The following is a 15,893-nucleotide window of genomic DNA, read 5'->3' as shown; positions in this document are numbered from 1 at the left end:
TGACATTCTTAAACTTGCAACTAAAAGAAGTTTTGATTGATTAACCTTAGCTCTTTTCATAATCACGAGAACTATAATTAGGAGTAAATATATAAGTGAAAATTGGAAAATACCCAATTGTACTGCTCCCTCCATCTTTAATCCTCCTTAATTATTTCAATTTTATTTTCACAGAATTCTTCAAGTATAGCTTTATTGTGACTTACAATTACAATATCAATATTCTTTTTAAAGCAGAAGTTTTTTATATTTATCATTATTTTATGGCTGTTTTTTTCATCTAATGCAGAAGTTGGCTCATCAAGCAATATAACTTTTGGACATAATGATAGAAAAATGGCTATATAAACTCTTTGACGTTCCCCACCCGATAGCGTAGATGCATTTTGGTCAAGTGGAACATTTACGCAGCAAAGATTGGTAATGCTCGCAATATATTCTTCATCAGGCATAGTCTTTTGTCTTAGGGCATAAAAAGTTTTAAAATTATCAGTTATGCTTTCATCAAAAAGAAAAACCTCTTGGGACACTAAACTTACTTCACGCCTTAAATCAATAGGGTCATAGGAGCTTACTGATTTGCCTTTATATAACAGTTCTCCAGAAATTGGATTTATAGACTGGTTGAGAAGCTTTAAAAAAGTGCTTTTTCCACAGCCACTCTCCCCCACAATAAAATTAATTTTTCCATGCTCAATTTTTATGTCATTATAAGTTAAGTTGGATTTATAAATAAGATTAGTTGCTTGAAACAATAGTTCATTCATTGTAGTGCCTTCCTTCATTTATTCTTATTGAAACTAATATACCATATAAATAAGAGCAAAGTTTTATAAATTAAGACTTTGCTCTTGCTTATTTAACTCTGCACAATTGTTTTTATTTTGCAGTACTGCTGTTTATAATGATTTATAATTAGCTTCCTTCTCTCCAAGGCGAAGCACTTTCCATCCGATAAAGGATACAGACCAAACTATTACAAACATTATGACTAGAATATATCCCATTATATTAAAATCTAAATTTTGAAGCCACAGCCAAAATCCACTATTAAGATTACTTTCCTGAGCTATCACCTGAAACACTTCTATTATGCCAATAACCCCTGCCGCTAGTATTGAAAGACCTGTTATAGTTAGATTGTAATATACTTTTCTCAGTGGCGAAGAAAATACCCACTTATATGCTGTACTCATAAAAAGACCATCTAATGTATCCATAGTACTCATACCTGCTGTAAATAAAATTGGAAAAGATAAAATAGCTACCCATGGAACCCCTTTATTTGCTGCGGTTGCTGACGTAGCTAATACTGCTATTTGTGTTGCAGTGTCAAATCCAAGCCCAAATAGAAATCCTACTATGTAAACATGAAAATTTTTGTTTACAACATTAAACAGGCGTTTTATCAAGGCACCTATGAAGCCATTATTTGATTTTTCCTCAATGTTTTCATTATAATCACCATGCCGCATACGTTTAAATGTAGTTATAATATCCTTTAATATAAAAAAATTTATTGTTGCTAGAATTATTAAAAAACCACCTGAGAATAAGGTAGCAACAGCTCCTCCCAATGTTTGAAATTGAGGAAGCGCTTTTTCTGCCCATTTTACTGCAAAAATTGTTAATATACCCATAACGATTACTACTGTGGAATGTCCAAGTGAGAAAAAGAATCCTACACCTTTAGTCTTTTTACCTTCCTGAATTAATTTACAGGTCATATTATCAATAGCAGCAATATGATCTGCATCAAAAGCATGCCTAAGACCAAAGGTATAAGATAATACGCCCATCCCTAAAAGTTCAGGATACCTACCAGTATTAGTAAAAAGTAGTATTCCCCCTACACAATATATGGTAAGAACCATAACTAAATATTTTGAAGCTTCAAAATAACCACTTTTTGAATTTGTTGCTATAGGTTTGTTCATATTACTTTATCCTTTCATAATTGTTTTTACTTATGCTATTAATAAAAATAGCTGTTTTTGGCTTGTTTTAATTTTTCTATTAGGCATAATTAACTCACAACTTATTAATTATACTAGCACTATACGCTGCACCAAATCCATTATCTATATTTACTACACTTACCCCGCTAGCGCAACTATTTAACATTGAAAGTAGAGCTGAAATTCCTCCGAAGTTAGCTCCATATCCAACACTAGTTGGAACTGCTATAACAGGTTTATCTACAAGCCCTCCTATAACACTAGCTAAAGCTCCTTCCATTCCAGCAATCACTATAACAACTTTTGCTCCTCTAATAACATCTAATCTTGCAAAAAGTCTGTGTATACCTGCAACTCCTACATCAACCACTTTAACAGCTCTGTTCCCCAGTATCTTTGCAGTTTCATAGGCTTCTTCTACTACTGGTAAGTCAGAGGTACCTGCCGCAACAATAGCTATATAACTATCTGTAATAGCCTGTTCTTTTCTTTTGATAGTTATTGTTTTTCCAAGTTTATTATATTCTGCTTCCATGCATATTTCCTTTACTGCATTATACATTCCTTCTGTAGCTCTAGTTCCTAATATATTATTGTTTTTTGTAAGCATATATTTAACAATATCTCTAACTTGATCTAATGTCTTTCCTTCGCAATATATTACTTCCGGATAACCAACTCTAATTTCTCTATAATTATCTATTTTAGCAAAACCTAAATCCTTAAAAGGCAAATCCTCTAGTTTCTCAAGAGCTTCTTCTATATTTATTTTATTATCCTTAATATCTTCCAATAAAACTTTAATTTCTTCTTTATCCATTAGCTTCGTCCCCCTAAAACTTTTACTGGAATTTATATTTTAATATTATTTACATACCTAATTATTTAAAATATTTTTTGTTTATATTTCACCTGATTCTGTCTTTTCTTCCACTGAAAGAACTTCATTCATGCTACCAGTTCTGTATCCTAGAATATCTAAAGTAACATACGTAAATCCAATTTTTTTGAACTTGTCTCCTATCTTATCCATTACTTTAGTATTAAAAAATTTAACTCTTTCTTCAGGAGAAACTTCAATTCTAGCTATTTCTCCATGATGTCTTACTCTTACTTGTGTTATTCCCATATCAATTAAAAACTGTTCTGCCTCATCTACCATTTTAAGCTTTGGAATAGTTATTTTCTTTCCATAAGGGAATCTAGAAGATAAACATGCAAAGGAAGGCTTGTTCCAAGTTGGAAGTCCTAGCTCTTTTGAAAGTTCTCTTATATCTGCCTTAGTTAGATTTGCTTCCTTAAGTGGGCTTATTACCTTTAACTCTCTAGCTGCCTTCATCCCTGGTCTATAATCACCGTTATCATCAAGGTTTGAACCATCAAAAACATATTCCATGCCGTTTTCTTCAGCTACTTTACCTATCTTTGTAAAAAGCTCTTTTTTGCAAAAGTAGCATCTATTTTTAGGATTGCTAGCAAACCCCTCAATATCTAGCTCTTCTGAAGATATAATTAAATGCTTTACTCCCATATCCCCCGCGTATTTAATTGCTTCATTTAATTCTCTTTCAGGATAAGTTGAGGATGTAGCTGTAACTGCTACCATTTTATCTCCTAATATATCATGTGTAACCCTAACTAAAAATGTACTATCCACTCCACCTGAAAAGGCAATTGCCGCACTGCCACTTTTTCTAATACTATCTTTTAGTGCTTCAAATTTTTCTTGTAATAACATTTTTGTCCTCCCAAAATCATCCCTTATTTTTCATTGTTTATATTACAATCATAACATTATTTTATATCCTGTCTATAAACCGCTTTATAAATCTTATCTATAGATATATTTTTTTCTTTTGCTATAGTCTTGCATTCTTCATATTCAGGTTTATATTTCACTAACTTACCTTTATAATAAGATTTCTTTATTGTAATATCTCCATAGGCTGTTTTAACTTTTGAAAATTCTCTATTTAGCATTATTTTTTCAACTCTAAATTTTCTAACACCAATTGAGGTTGTTTCTTCAAAAATAATATCTAAAACATTTTTTTCACATTTTTCATTAACTAATACACTTAATTTTATTCCAGGCCTTCCCTTTTTCATAAATATAGATGTTTTAAATACATCTAGGGCTCCTGCTTCAAAAAGTTTTTCTTCTACATATCCATAAAATTCTGGATTCATATCATCTATATTAGTTTCAAGTATATACTGTTCTTCTTTTTTTTCAAAGATTTCTTTCTCACCCAAATATACTCTTAAGACATTTGGAATTTCTAGATCTCTATGACCTATTCCATAGGCTATTTTTTTAATTGAAAAATCAATCTTTTCAGTGAACTCCTCTGCATTTGCTGCAAGTATTGCGGCTCCAGTAGGCGTTGTTGTTTCAAATTGAACTATTCCAGTATTTATAGGAATATTCTTTAAAATTTCTACTGTTGCAGGGGCTGGTACTGGCATAAGACCATGAGCACATTTAACAAATCCGCCTCCAACTTGAACGGTGGATGCCATGATTTTATCAACTTTTAAATAGTCTAAACAAATAGCTGCTCCCACCATATCTACAATAGAATCAATAGCTCCCACCTCATGGAAATGTACTTCATATAAGTTTTTTCCATGAACCTTTGCTTCCGCTTCTGCAACTTTCATAAACATATCTAAACTAAGCTTTTTAACCTTATCACTTAAATCACTTGAGTTTATTATTTTTTCTATAGCCTCTAAGTTTCTGTGATGATGCTCATGATTCTGTTCCTGTTGATGCTCTTTATTATATTCATGACTATGATCAGAGTGGTGATGTTCCTCACCGCTATTATGCTCATGTATAGTTTGTTCTGAAACATATGTCTTATCATCCAATTTATGTTTTAATACAACATCTACCCTAGTTCCTGTTATTCCAAGCTTCTCTGCCTTTTTAATCCCTATTTCATATTCAGAACTTAAGTTGAGCCTTGAAAGTTCTTGCACTAAATATTCTTTAGGTACTCCTAAATCTACAAGTGCTGCTAAATTCATATCACCACTTATTCCACAAAAACAATCATAATATAAAATCTTCATGTTTATCGCTCCTTCTAACTGTTTGAATTTCAGAGGCCTTATGTCTATGCAAATAGTTCTTTAACATTTTTTAATTCTTTACGTATTTTAATTCCCTGTGGACAATGTGTTTCACATTTACCACACTCTTTGCATTTATCTGCTCTTTCTGATATATCTACAAAGGCATTATAGTGAGCCTTAAGTTCTCCCTCTGTTTTTGGTGTAACAAGCATGTGATATTGATTGTACTGAGTAAAGTTCTTAGGAATATTTACTCCTGCTGGACAAGGCATGCAATACTGACAACCCGTACAGTTAACTTTTGTTCTTGTTCTATATGCTTTTTGAACATCAACCATTATTTCTAATTCTTTTTCTGTTAGCGAATTAGGTAGCGACGCACTGGCAATTCTTAAATTTTCATCGATATGTTCCATCACGTTCATGCCACTAAGTACCACCGATACTTCTGGATGATTCCATACCCACCCTAGTGCCCATTCAACTGGTGATTTTTTGATTTCCGCTTGCTTAAAAGCATTAGTAACAGTTTCTGGAAGATCTCGAACTAGTTTTCCCCCTCTAAGTGGTTCCATAATAACAACCCCAAGACCTTTATCCCCCGCATATTTTAATCCTTCTGTTCCAGCTTGGAAATTTTCATCTAGATAATTGTATTGAATTTGGCAGAATGACCAATCATAATAATCAACTATGTCTTTAAATACAACTAAATCATCGTGAAATGAAAATCCCGCATACCTTATTCTTCCATCTGCAATTGCTGAATTTAAAAACTCATCTATTCCTAACTTCTTTAAATTCTCCCAAACACCTTTATTTAATGCATGTACTAAATAAAAATCTATTTTATCTGTCTGTAGACGTTCTAATTGTTCATTCAAATACTTATCCATATCTTCTCTAGTCTTAATGAGCCAACTAGGAAGTTTTGTCGCTAAATTAACTTTTTCTCTATATCCATCTTTTAGAGCTCTACCTACAAACGGTTCACTTTGCCCGCCACTTCCCATTCCCGTTCCATGATAAGGGTATGCCGTATCTACATAATTAACGCCTTCATCAATTGCATGATGAAGCATTTCTATAGCCTTTTCCTCATCAATCTTTGTTATATCTCCATCAATAACAGGTAACCTCATACATCCAAAACCTAAAGCTGATACCTTTTCATTTGTTTTGCCTAACTTCCTATATAACATATTATATCCTCCTAAATAAAATAATTTTTATCATTACTACTTTTTAACTGAATAGTTGTTCTATACTTATTCTATCACTTGGAGTTAGCTCCAAGTCAAGTGTTTTTTGTTATATTTAAATTTTACTTTCATTGTACTCCTTTTTACACTTCCTAATTAAATATATACTTGTAGTTAACTCCATACATATCAATTATTTTCGAGTAGGGATAATACTGCCCTGTTCGAACTTTTCTACTACATTTTTTAAATATGTAGTGATGGGTAGGTGTTGTGGACATACACGTTCACACTGTTTACATCCAATACATTTGCTAGCTTTACCATGGTTAATAGCAATATTATTGTAATATACCATCTGACTTGAGAAACTACCAGTGGTACGCATTATACTATTGTACAGTGCAAAATATTTTGGAATAGCAATATTTTTTGGACATCCATGAGTACAATATTCACAGGCAGTACACTGAATGGCAGTATTCTCGTTAATGATTTTAGTAACATTTCCAATAATTTCATTCTCATCTTCATTCAAAGGCACAAAATTTTCCATAAAGGAAGTATTATCCTCTACCTGCTTTATACTGTTCATCCCGCTAAGTACTCGAAATACGCCTTTTTGACTAGCTGCAAAGCGAAGTGCCCAGCTTGCAATAGAGGCAGTAGGATTATAGTCTTTCATCAGTTTTTCAGCCTCTTTTGGTACATTTACAAGGGTTCCACCTTTACAAGGTTCCATAACAGCTACTGGTTTATTGTACTTATTGGCAATTTCAAGGCAACGACGAGACTGAACATTAGGCTGTTCCCAGTCAATATAATTAATCTGCAACTGAATGAAATCTAATTTATCGCCAAACTTTGATAAAATTTCCTCAAGCAGCTCTGGAGTATCATGAAAAGACATACCAAGAACTTTGATTTTACCTTCCTCTTTCTTTTTCACAGCAAAATCAAAAGCACCATACTTTAAGCACTTTTCATAAACATTAGAACCCATGTTATGTAGTAAATAATAGTCAAAGAAATCAACTCCACAGTTTTTGAGCTGCTGATTAAATATACGTTCCATATCCTCACTATCTTTGAAGTCACGTAGTGGCAATTTTGTACCTAATTGGAATGAATCCCTAGGATGACGTTCTACCAATGCCGTGCGAACTCCTTCTTCACCACGATAACCATGATATGTAAATGCAGTATCAAAAAAAGTGAACCCATTTTCTAAATAAGTATCAAATAACTTGTTAATTAGTTCGAAGTCAAAGGCCGCAGGGTCTTCCTTATTTATTACAGGCAGACGCATACATCCAAAACCAAACTTTTTTTCTTTCATCAAATCCATATTGAGACCTCCTCAATTCTTTCGTAAATTTTATTATGTATAAATTGTAACACTTTGAGTGAACTCCAAGTCAAGTGCTTTAAAAACATAATTTTTATATTACTTTATGTCATCCATCCATTTTTCTATTTCTTTCATGGATGTAGATAATCTATCTCCCGAATACTTAATATTGATTTCATTCTTAACTTCTGAATCCGGACACAATTCCTTGATATCTTTAAATGTATGTCCTATCCACCCACCATTTGTTGCAAATGGAATGATTTTTTTACCCAGAAAATTATTCTCTGTGAGAAATGTTAATACTGCTGGCGCTATCGTATACCACCATACAGGCATGCCAAGAACAATAGTATCATATTTATCCAATTGAACTGACAAAGGTCTAATTGCTGGTTTATATCTCCTAGTTACTTCATCTTTACCCTGCTTAACTACAGAATTATAATCACCTTCATATAATACTGTTGTCTCTATTTCAATAATATCTCCACCAATCGTAGAATGAATCTGACTTGCTAATTTTCTTGTATTACCAGTGTACGAATAAAATGCTATTAATGTTTTATCCATTACATATTGTCCTTTCTTTCATTAATTTTTTTTAGACCTAATCTTCGTATCTGACTCTATATTTTCTATGTTATATCTTATTTTATAATATATTATAATCATCTTATGAAATTGGTGAATGTAGCAACTTCTCGTTCTGGCATTTCCACACCATTCTTAATTCCAACTTCCTTACATTTCAAGAAAAATGCCATGTTTCTTCCTAGAGTTCTCATAGTCTGAAGTCCTTCTAAATCCTGTTTGACTTGCTCTGGAGTTGCCCCATGAACCATATTCCAATATTGTGATGAAACAATGGGCATCTCCATTAATCCAAAATACTTATTCAATTGGTCATAGGTTGCAGTTGTTCCTGCTCTTCTTGCTGATATGACACATGCTGCAGGTTTTAAATAGAATGACTGTCTGCCAGCATTAAGATCTGCATAAAATACTCTATCTAAAAATGATGTTATAGCACCACCTGCTGATGCCCAGTGTACTGGTGATCCAAAAATAAATCCGTCATAGTCCGCTGCTATATCAAGAAATTCATTTACTCTATCATCGAATACACATTTTTTCTTAGTAACACATTGTCTGCAGGCAATACATCCATTTAAAGCTTTATTTCCAATCCAGAAAATCTCTGTTTCAATTCCTTCTTTGTTTAATGTTTCTGCAACTTCTGTTAATGCTGCACAGGTGCATCCTTCTTTATGTGGGCTGCCATTTACTAATAATACTTTCATATTTTTCCCTCCGTCTATTTTCTTTTTTCAAATTATACTTAATCATCTACAGCTTTTAACCCTATAACTCATCATATTTTCCATCTTGGATATATATCCTCCAATACTTTGAAATAATGCGTCAAATCCTTGATATATAGAACATTCCATTTTCTATTCCAAAGGGAACACCTATACCTAATATTTTTTTTACCACGCCTCCATTAAATCTATATTTCAACGTTTTTTCTAAATGAATGTCACCTTTTAGCTTCGTTGCAAGAGTGAAAATAATTATAGCTGCTCCTATTCTTGCTACTAAAGCAGGTATTGCTATTCCTGCAGTTCCCATATGAAATAATAAAATAAGTATTGTACTGCATAAAACATTTAAAATATTCATTGCAAGCATAATCTTCATTGGAAGTTTTGAATTCCCCATACCTATACAATATTGAAAAAGAACAACAAACTCATTCTTCATCAGTCTGTTGTTCTGCCAAATCTTAAAGACACATTCTGAATATATTTTCAATATCTTGCTGATTCAATGGTTTAAATGCTGGAAGCACGCTGCCCATACATGCTTTTTTTGCCATCACTGCAAAATTAGATTCATCGATGCCGATTTCTGTAAATGTACTTTTCAAACCTAATGTATTAAATAAGAACTCTTTTAAAAGTTCAATACTTTTCTTTCCAACTTCCATAGGTTCCATTCCAGCATCAATTCCAAATACATTGGTGCCAAACTGATAGAACTTTGACACTGTTGTCTCATCTAATGTGTATTCCATCCAACGTGGGGCTAAAATAGCAAGACCTAAGCCATGAGTAATATCATAAATTGCAGATAGCTCATGTTCCATTGGATGACAACTCCATGCCTGACGTTTTCCGCCATTGATGTATCCGTTGATTGCCCATGATGATGTCCACATCAGATTGGCACGTGCCTCATAATTATCTGGTTCTGCTAATGCAATTGGTGCATATTTGATAATAGTTTTCATGAGACCTTCCATGACACAATCTAGCATGTAAAGATCCTGATCCATATTAAAATAAACTTCCATAATATGATTTAACATATCTGATGCACCAGAAGCAGTCTGAAACTTACTTACTGTGTAAGTATTGGTAGGATCAAGGAAAGAAACTTTTGGTTGCATTGGTGGGAAAATCAAACCAATCTTGTCCTTTGTCTCAGGATTACTAATAACTCCACCTGCATCCATTTCAGAACCAGTAGCTAAGAGTGTTAGCACTGTAATGACAGGAAGACAATTTTCCACTGGAGTCTTTCCTAATAAAATATCCCATGCATCTCCATCATAATAGGTAGCTGCTCCAATATATTTAGTACAATCTAAAACAGAACCACCACCAACTGCTAAAAGCACATCTATGCCTTCTTTTTTACAAATGTCTGCACCAGCATTTACTGAGCTGACACGTGGATTAGGATCAATTTCATTTAACTCAAAAAGCTCTAAACCAGCATTCTTGATTTCTGCTACAATTTTGTCATAAAGACCACTTTTCTTAATTGAACCTCCTCCATATGTTAGAAGTACTTTTTTGCCATACTTGTTTAATTCTTCTCCAAGATGTCCTAATTGATTTTCACCAAAATAGACTTTTGTTGGAATATCGTAAATAAAATTATTCATCATCATTCTTCTCACCTTTTCTTTATAGTCTGTTCATTTTGCTTATTTTAGCTTTCCATAAGCTTCATCTGTAACTGCTTCTAACCATTCATTAGATGCACCTTCTGCGGGCACTTCCACTGCTAGGTGTGAAAAAGTACTGTCTTTTGATGCTCCGTGCCAATGTTTTACTTCAGGTGCAATATTAACTACATCACCCGGCTGTAACTCCTGAACCTCTTTTCCCCATTCCTGATACCATCCTCGTCCCTCTGTTACAAGAAGAATCTGACCACCTTTATGATGAATATGCCAATTATTACGGCATGCAGGTTCAAATGTTACATTCCCAATTGGAACACCAGTAGTGGTAAGCATATTTAAATATGCTTGCCCTATGAAATACTTGGAAAACATCTCTGGAAGTGGCGCCCCTTTAGGAAAAACTGTATTGTTTTTTAACTCATTTTCATTACTCATATTTTATAATCTCCTTTAACAATAAAATTTATGATAAAACTATTATATTACTTAAAGTTAACTTCAAGTCAAGCATTATTTTCAGCTTTTTGCGCTATTTTCCCATGTGTGTTGCCGCATCAGTAACGCAGCGAAGTGCATTTAGACTTCTTGGATAACCTATAAACGGTAGACACTGTGAAATAATCTTAATTAAGAACTGTTTGTCATTACCAATCTTCATATTCGCTGCCGCATGGCTTGTAAGTTGCATCTCACAACCACCCTGTGCAGATAAGAGGCAAAAAGTAATCATTTCTCTCTGTTTGTAATCAAGGCCACTTCGCGTATAATAATCGCCAAAGCAATTATCAGCTAACCAATGATTAATGTGTCGTGATTCTTCCGGTCCCGACTTGTAAAATTCTTTCATTCCATCCCCAAAAATATCAACCTGTGCCTGAATTCCTTTTTCTAAACGATTTTCAGTTGTAGTTCTTGACTGTCCTTCAAGCGGTAATTTAATACCCCTTGCTGTTAGTACATCATTTGTGCCATGAAGAAATGGGAATACCCTTCCAATTCCAAGATAAGCTACGGCCTGATATACTATTTCTTTCACTTCTACTGGTGTTACTCCAAAATCAAGTGCGGCAGGTACCATTCCTTTGAACTCATCAATCCCTTGGCAGCCAATCAAGGTGGCAATAGTTGCCATCATTCTAGTAGAATCGTCTAGATTATCCTGATTTACAACTTCATCAAATGCAAAGTTATCAAATAACTCAATAAATTCAGGATCTGTTTCTAAGAGCTTTGATGCATATCCTGGAAACATCCTCTCATGATACTCTTTTGAAAAATCTGTGATTGCCATTTTAATCTCTCCTTTATTTTCGGTGTCTATTATACATTTTTCCCCATTTCATATGCATTTTGCATTGCAGGAAGTCCGAGAATGTCACCCTTCTCCCATGCACCGTTTCCATATATAATGCCTTTTTCTTTTGCGTAAGGTAAGCATCTTGTATACCCTCTGAACCCCCCCATTGTTTCGTCAGTAGCTTCATGTTGTGGATCAGCCGCTGTAATAATAAAATAGAAATCCTTGTTCTTTATTTCACGGTAACGTGGAAGACATCTGTCAATAAACATTTTCATCTGTGCATCCATAGAATAGAAATACACAGGGGTAGCTAATACGATTATATCTGCTAAAATAAGCTTTTCAAGTATTTCTGTCATATCATCTTTCTGTACACACACCCCATTATTTCGACAAGCATAACAGGCAGTACATGGACTAAGTTTTTTCTTACCAAGATTAATTTTCTCCGCACTGTGTCCACCCTCCTTTGCTCCTTTGATAAACTGGTCACATAATACGTCTGAGTTACCACCAATACGTGGACTTCCACTAATCACTAATACTTTCATCTGAATTCTCCTTTTTATTTTGATAATTTATTTTATTTGAAACTGATTTAGCTAACTTATATCTTATCTTCTTATAGATTTATTATACTTTTCTCGCAGTTTATGAGCAATTTCAATTCCCAATGGTTTTGATAAGTAAAGCTTATGTGAAAAGTCTGTTCCTATGTGTCGAATAAAAAAATCGCATTCCTATAGTTCAGAATGCGAGAAGCGATATAAACTTAAAAATCAAACAATTTATTTTAGATTATTCTCAAACATATCATGTAAAATATTTGCAAAGCTTTGAATATCAATATTACTATTTTCCTTCTTCCAAAAAGCAAAATAATCACGTTGCAATTGAGCATCACCACGAAAAAGTGGTAGTCTTGTCATTGTTGCACCAACTTGTGGAATGTTTGCTACTCCCTCCACTGGCATAAATCCTTTATCTCCTGCTACCAGCAATCGACCTTCTTCCAAATTATCAACAAACAGAAATTCTCCGATAAACGCCAAATAATTTTGATAATAGTCCCTTTCATTTTCTTGTTGTTCTTTAGATGTAACTATAATACACGGCATCCTTTTCAAGTCATTCATAGTAACTTTGTCCAAAGCACCCAGCGCATTTCGGGTTGATATTTCTATATAACAGTAGAAGCTATATAAATGGAAATTCTCATATTCACCTGAAAATGCTCTTCTTTGGTCATTCAGAACCAAGTCTACCTCTCCTGAAACTAGCAACTCATACAATTCTTCATGTGTTCCATTTACAATATGAATGTCAATACCCGGATGTTGTTCTGTAAAAATTGCAATTGCATGTTGTAATTCCTGTCCACCATAACACTTCAGATAGCCAATTCGTATCTGACGATTATTTTTATTATCTATACGAACAGTTTCCTGGCGTATTCTTTCTGCTTCATGCAATAATATCAGACTTTGGTTGTAAAAATATTCTCCCGCTGGTGTTAATGAAAATTTACGATTTTCTCTACAAATCAATTTAACACCTAACTCCTCTTCTAAAGCGCGAATCTGCTGTGAAATAGCCGACTGAGAAATATAACATTCTTCTGCTGCTTCTGTAAAGCTATTGCACTTAACAACTGTTACAAAATACTTCATTTGTTTTAACATTACTTGAAAATCACCTCTTTTTTAGTCCCTGTGTTGAAAATCCATGATTTAATAGCAGTTTCTCTGCATCATATAGTGCAAAGTATTTTGGTATTGCAATGTTCTTTGGACATCCATCCACGCTGTATCATGAAAAGAGAACCCATTCTTTCTGATTTTTCCCTGGCTTTTCTCTTTCTCAATAAAAGAAAATGCATCTACAAATGTAAATACTGCCATTGGCATAGTTCCCCATCAATTTGGATACCCAAGAAATATAACATTATAAGAATCTATGTTTTACACATGGCTAGAAAGCTCTGGTATAGCATTATCTTTTACTTCTCTCTGTGCTACATTAGTTGTCTCTGTATAATCCTCAGGATAAGGTTTTGCTTCAACAATACGGAAAATATCACTTTCTACCACTTTTTGAATCATCTTTGCTGCTACTTCATTGTTTGTTTGTTTGGCTTTATTAATAAAAAACAAAAGCCAAAGGACATGATCGGGTCTATCCTTCATGAACTCTAGCTATTGCTTTTTTATATCTATTTACCTAAACCTGTTATATATTCTACAGTTTGTGGATCATAATGAGAGAAAAATGAACTTTCTTCCTTATCTAATGTAACAATCATATCCATATCTTCTTTTGATAATTTAAAATCAAATACATCAAAATTCTGTATCATTCTTTCCTTATTTACTGATTTTGGAATAACCACTACACCTCTTTGAATCAGATATCTTAAAGCAACCTGAGCAGTAGATTTTTTGTACTTTTTACCAACTGTTTTTAATGTTTCATTCGTAAACATATTATTTTTTCCTTCTGCAAAAGGTCCCCAAGATTCAATCTGTACACCATATTTCTTCATAATTTCATTGGCCTTTACCTGTTGATTAAATACATGTGTCTCAACCTGATTTATTGCAGGAACAATTTCATTAAACTGCATTAAATCAATTAATCTGTCCGGATAGAAGTTACTAACACCTATAGCTTTTATTTTACCTTCTTTATATAAATCTTCCATAGCACGATATGTTCCATAATAATCATTAAACGGTTGATGAATTAATAATAAATCTAAGTAATCAAGTTGTAGTTTCTTCAGTGATTCTTCAATAGACTTCTTAGCATTTTCATAACCTGCATTGGAAATCCATACCTTCGTTGTAATGAATAAATCTTCTCTAGGAACATTGCTCTTTTTAATTGCTTTTCCTACAGCTTCTTCATTACCGTACGCCTGAGCAGTATCAATTAATCGATATCCTACACTAATTGCATCTAGCACACATTTTTCGCATTCTTTCTGGTCAGCAATCTGATAAACTCCATAGCCGAGAATGGGCATTTTTACACCATTATTTAATATTACATATTCCATAATAGATCTCCTTTCTTACTTGTATTCTAATTAAATGGTTTTATTTTTTAATTGTATATAAATCATAGTTACGAGTTCCAAGACCAATTTCTTCTGCATATTCCACCGTATGAATTCCATGTCTTGACTCCATTCTCTCAATAAGCGCCTTTCCATCATTAGCTGCATACACCAGGTCAACACATGCTTGATCCAATGCAACTGGATCTAAAGATGCTAAAATTCCAATATCATCCATTTCGGGTTTTGCCGGATGGGAATCACAGTCACAATCTACAGACAAGTTATTCATAACATTGATATAAATAATATTATCTCCTTTATAATCAGCAACAGCTTTTGCAGCTTCAGCCATTGACTCTAAAAAATCATCCTGTGGTGTGCCCTTTCCAAATCCTGTAGTTTCTTTACCTGCAGTATGAATCAGACTCTTTCCCATAGAAGACGCAATTCCGATGGACATGTTTTTAAGAACTCCACCAAATCCACCCATAGCATGGCCTTTAAAATGTGCAAGGTTAATTACAAAATCATAATCTGCAAAATGTGAACCAACCATATCTTCTTTCAGATGTTTTCCGTTAATAACTGGGATACTCATAGAGCCATCTGCATCCATAATGTCAACTTTAGCAATGGCTGTAAATCCATGTTTTTCTACAGTATTACGATGAGACTTAGTATCTCCACGTCCTCCACCATACGCAGTATTGCATTCTACAATTATTCCATTGACTGACTGAACTAGTGGCGCAATCAATTTTGGTGATAGAAAATAATGACCTCCAGGTTCACCACTTGATATTTTGACAGCTACTTTTCCAGCTGCTTTATGTCCTAATGCTTCGTATGCGTCCATTAATCCTTCTGTACTAATATCTTTTGTCATATAAACAACTGCTTTTTTTCATTATTACTATTTTTCTTACTTATTATTAATTCCATACTATTTTCTCCTTT

General features: G+C 33.5%; 19 protein-coding genes. All 19 read right to left on the bottom strand.

Going from position 1 to position 15,893, the window contains the following annotated elements:
- Positions 1-137 precede the first annotated feature (137 nt).
- The 19 genes from BR66_RS0111005 to BR66_RS23625 all read right to left on the bottom strand — a co-directional run bounded on the left by BR66_RS0111005 (position 138) and on the right by BR66_RS23625 (position 15,822).
- Complete coding sequence (locus BR66_RS0111005) at positions 138-767, bottom strand: ABC transporter ATP-binding protein (RefSeq protein WP_026881447.1); 630 nt, start codon at positions 765-767, stop codon at positions 138-140.
- 132 nt (positions 768-899) lie between these two features.
- Positions 900-1,937, bottom strand: coding sequence for a HoxN/HupN/NixA family nickel/cobalt transporter (locus BR66_RS0111000; protein WP_026882994.1), 1,038 nt, complete (start codon positions 1,935-1,937; stop codon positions 900-902).
- A gap of 94 nt (positions 1,938-2,031) precedes the next feature.
- A complete protein-coding gene (larB, locus tag BR66_RS0110995; RefSeq protein WP_026882993.1) occupies positions 2,032-2,778 on the bottom strand; it encodes a nickel pincer cofactor biosynthesis protein LarB in 747 nt (248 codons plus the stop codon).
- Between the two features lie 81 nt (positions 2,779-2,859).
- A complete protein-coding gene (larE, locus tag BR66_RS0110990; protein WP_026882992.1) occupies positions 2,860-3,696 on the bottom strand; it encodes an ATP-dependent sacrificial sulfur transferase LarE in 837 nt (278 codons plus the stop codon).
- Positions 3,697-3,752: 56 nt separating this feature from the next.
- The gene (gene larC / locus BR66_RS0110985) at positions 3,753-5,039 is read right to left on the bottom strand and encodes a nickel pincer cofactor biosynthesis protein LarC (protein ID WP_026882991.1); all 1,287 of its coding nucleotides are present in this window, start codon (positions 5,037-5,039) and stop codon (positions 3,753-3,755) included.
- 44 nt (positions 5,040-5,083) lie between these two features.
- Entirely contained in the window at positions 5,084-6,244 is a 1,161-nt protein-coding gene (locus BR66_RS0110980) for an aldo/keto reductase (RefSeq protein ID WP_026882990.1), read from the bottom strand.
- A 193-nt stretch (positions 6,245-6,437) separates the two neighbouring features.
- The gene (locus tag BR66_RS0110975) at positions 6,438-7,592 is read right to left on the bottom strand and encodes an aldo/keto reductase (RefSeq protein ID WP_026882989.1); all 1,155 of its coding nucleotides are present in this window, start codon (positions 7,590-7,592) and stop codon (positions 6,438-6,440) included.
- A gap of 99 nt (positions 7,593-7,691) precedes the next feature.
- Entirely contained in the window at positions 7,692-8,168 is a 477-nt protein-coding gene (locus BR66_RS0110970; RefSeq protein WP_026882988.1) for a flavodoxin, read from the bottom strand.
- Between the two features lie 98 nt (positions 8,169-8,266).
- The gene (locus BR66_RS0110965; protein WP_026882987.1) at positions 8,267-8,899 is read right to left on the bottom strand and encodes a flavodoxin family protein; all 633 of its coding nucleotides are present in this window, start codon (positions 8,897-8,899) and stop codon (positions 8,267-8,269) included.
- Positions 8,900-9,020: 121 nt separating this feature from the next.
- A complete protein-coding gene (locus tag BR66_RS0110960) occupies positions 9,021-9,362 on the bottom strand; it encodes a hypothetical protein (protein ID WP_026882986.1) in 342 nt (113 codons plus the stop codon).
- A 22-nt stretch (positions 9,363-9,384) separates the two neighbouring features.
- Positions 9,385-10,551: an iron-containing alcohol dehydrogenase gene (locus tag BR66_RS0110955; protein WP_026882985.1), complete on the bottom strand. Its 1,167-nt coding sequence runs from the start codon at positions 10,549-10,551 to the stop codon at positions 9,385-9,387.
- 42 nt (positions 10,552-10,593) lie between these two features.
- The gene (locus BR66_RS0110950) at positions 10,594-11,010 is read right to left on the bottom strand and encodes a cupin domain-containing protein (RefSeq protein ID WP_026882984.1); all 417 of its coding nucleotides are present in this window, start codon (positions 11,008-11,010) and stop codon (positions 10,594-10,596) included.
- Between the two features lie 94 nt (positions 11,011-11,104).
- Positions 11,105-11,866 (bottom strand): carboxymuconolactone decarboxylase family protein, encoded by a 762-nt coding sequence (locus tag BR66_RS0110945; protein ID WP_026882983.1) that lies wholly within the window; start codon positions 11,864-11,866, stop codon positions 11,105-11,107.
- Positions 11,867-11,895: 29 nt separating this feature from the next.
- Complete coding sequence (locus BR66_RS0110940) at positions 11,896-12,426, bottom strand: NAD(P)H-dependent oxidoreductase (RefSeq protein ID WP_026882982.1); 531 nt, start codon at positions 12,424-12,426, stop codon at positions 11,896-11,898.
- A 237-nt stretch (positions 12,427-12,663) separates the two neighbouring features.
- A complete protein-coding gene (locus BR66_RS0110935; RefSeq protein ID WP_026882981.1) occupies positions 12,664-13,557 on the bottom strand; it encodes a LysR family transcriptional regulator in 894 nt (297 codons plus the stop codon).
- 48 nt (positions 13,558-13,605) lie between these two features.
- Positions 13,606-13,776 carry a hypothetical protein gene (locus BR66_RS25685; protein WP_156946280.1) on the bottom strand — a complete coding sequence of 57 codons (171 nt, stop codon included), beginning with the start codon at positions 13,774-13,776 and terminating at the stop codon, positions 13,606-13,608.
- A gap of 60 nt (positions 13,777-13,836) precedes the next feature.
- Positions 13,837-14,061, bottom strand: a complete 225-nt coding sequence (locus tag BR66_RS23630; RefSeq protein ID WP_026882980.1) for an NADPH-dependent FMN reductase family protein — start codon at positions 14,059-14,061, stop codon at positions 13,837-13,839.
- A gap of 26 nt (positions 14,062-14,087) precedes the next feature.
- A complete protein-coding gene (locus BR66_RS0110920; RefSeq protein ID WP_026882979.1) occupies positions 14,088-14,933 on the bottom strand; it encodes an aldo/keto reductase in 846 nt (281 codons plus the stop codon).
- A 40-nt stretch (positions 14,934-14,973) separates the two neighbouring features.
- The gene (locus tag BR66_RS23625; RefSeq protein ID WP_051624196.1) at positions 14,974-15,822 is read right to left on the bottom strand and encodes a DUF362 domain-containing protein; all 849 of its coding nucleotides are present in this window, start codon (positions 15,820-15,822) and stop codon (positions 14,974-14,976) included.
- Positions 15,823-15,893 lie beyond the last annotated feature (71 nt).

The sequence above is a fragment of the Clostridium akagii DSM 12554 genome (assembly GCF_000686725.1).
Taxonomy (GTDB): domain Bacteria; phylum Bacillota; class Clostridia; order Clostridiales; family Clostridiaceae; genus Clostridium_I; species Clostridium_I akagii.
Note: the sequence above shows the minus strand (reverse complement) of the source record. Positions and strands in the feature narration are given on the sequence as shown.

Coding starts and splice junctions, on each gene's coding strand:
- BR66_RS0111005 (WP_026881447.1), bottom strand. CDS start 767: ATGAATGAACTATTGTTTCAAGCAACTAATCTTATTTATAAATCCAAC.
- BR66_RS0111000 (WP_026882994.1), bottom strand. CDS start 1,937: ATGAACAAACCTATAGCAACAAATTCAAAAAGTGGTTATTTTGAAGCT.
- larB (WP_026882993.1), bottom strand. CDS start 2,778: ATGGATAAAGAAGAAATTAAAGTTTTATTGGAAGATATTAAGGATAAT.
- larE (WP_026882992.1), bottom strand. CDS start 3,696: ATGTTATTACAAGAAAAATTTGAAGCACTAAAAGATAGTATTAGAAAA.
- larC (WP_026882991.1), bottom strand. CDS start 5,039: ATGAAGATTTTATATTATGATTGTTTTTGTGGAATAAGTGGTGATATG.
- BR66_RS0110980 (WP_026882990.1), bottom strand. CDS start 6,244: ATGTTATATAGGAAGTTAGGCAAAACAAATGAAAAGGTATCAGCTTTA.
- BR66_RS0110975 (WP_026882989.1), bottom strand. CDS start 7,592: ATGGATTTGATGAAAGAAAAAAAGTTTGGTTTTGGATGTATGCGTCTG.
- BR66_RS0110970 (WP_026882988.1), bottom strand. CDS start 8,168: ATGGATAAAACATTAATAGCATTTTATTCGTACACTGGTAATACAAGA.
- BR66_RS0110965 (WP_026882987.1), bottom strand. CDS start 8,899: ATGAAAGTATTATTAGTAAATGGCAGCCCACATAAAGAAGGATGCACC.
- BR66_RS0110960 (WP_026882986.1), bottom strand. CDS start 9,362: ATGAAGAATGAGTTTGTTGTTCTTTTTCAATATTGTATAGGTATGGGG.
- BR66_RS0110955 (WP_026882985.1), bottom strand. CDS start 10,551: ATGAATAATTTTATTTACGATATTCCAACAAAAGTCTATTTTGGTGAA.
- BR66_RS0110950 (WP_026882984.1), bottom strand. CDS start 11,010: ATGAGTAATGAAAATGAGTTAAAAAACAATACAGTTTTTCCTAAAGGG.
- BR66_RS0110945 (WP_026882983.1), bottom strand. CDS start 11,866: ATGGCAATCACAGATTTTTCAAAAGAGTATCATGAGAGGATGTTTCCA.
- BR66_RS0110940 (WP_026882982.1), bottom strand. CDS start 12,426: ATGAAAGTATTAGTGATTAGTGGAAGTCCACGTATTGGTGGTAACTCA.
- BR66_RS0110935 (WP_026882981.1), bottom strand. CDS start 13,557: ATGTTAAAACAAATGAAGTATTTTGTAACAGTTGTTAAGTGCAATAGC.
- BR66_RS25685 (WP_156946280.1), bottom strand. CDS start 13,776: ATGGCAGTATTTACATTTGTAGATGCATTTTCTTTTATTGAGAAAGAG.
- BR66_RS23630 (WP_026882980.1), bottom strand. CDS start 14,061: ATGAAGGATAGACCCGATCATGTCCTTTGGCTTTTGTTTTTTATTAAT.
- BR66_RS0110920 (WP_026882979.1), bottom strand. CDS start 14,933: ATGGAATATGTAATATTAAATAATGGTGTAAAAATGCCCATTCTCGGC.
- BR66_RS23625 (WP_051624196.1), bottom strand. CDS start 15,822: ATGACAAAAGATATTAGTACAGAAGGATTAATGGACGCATACGAAGCA.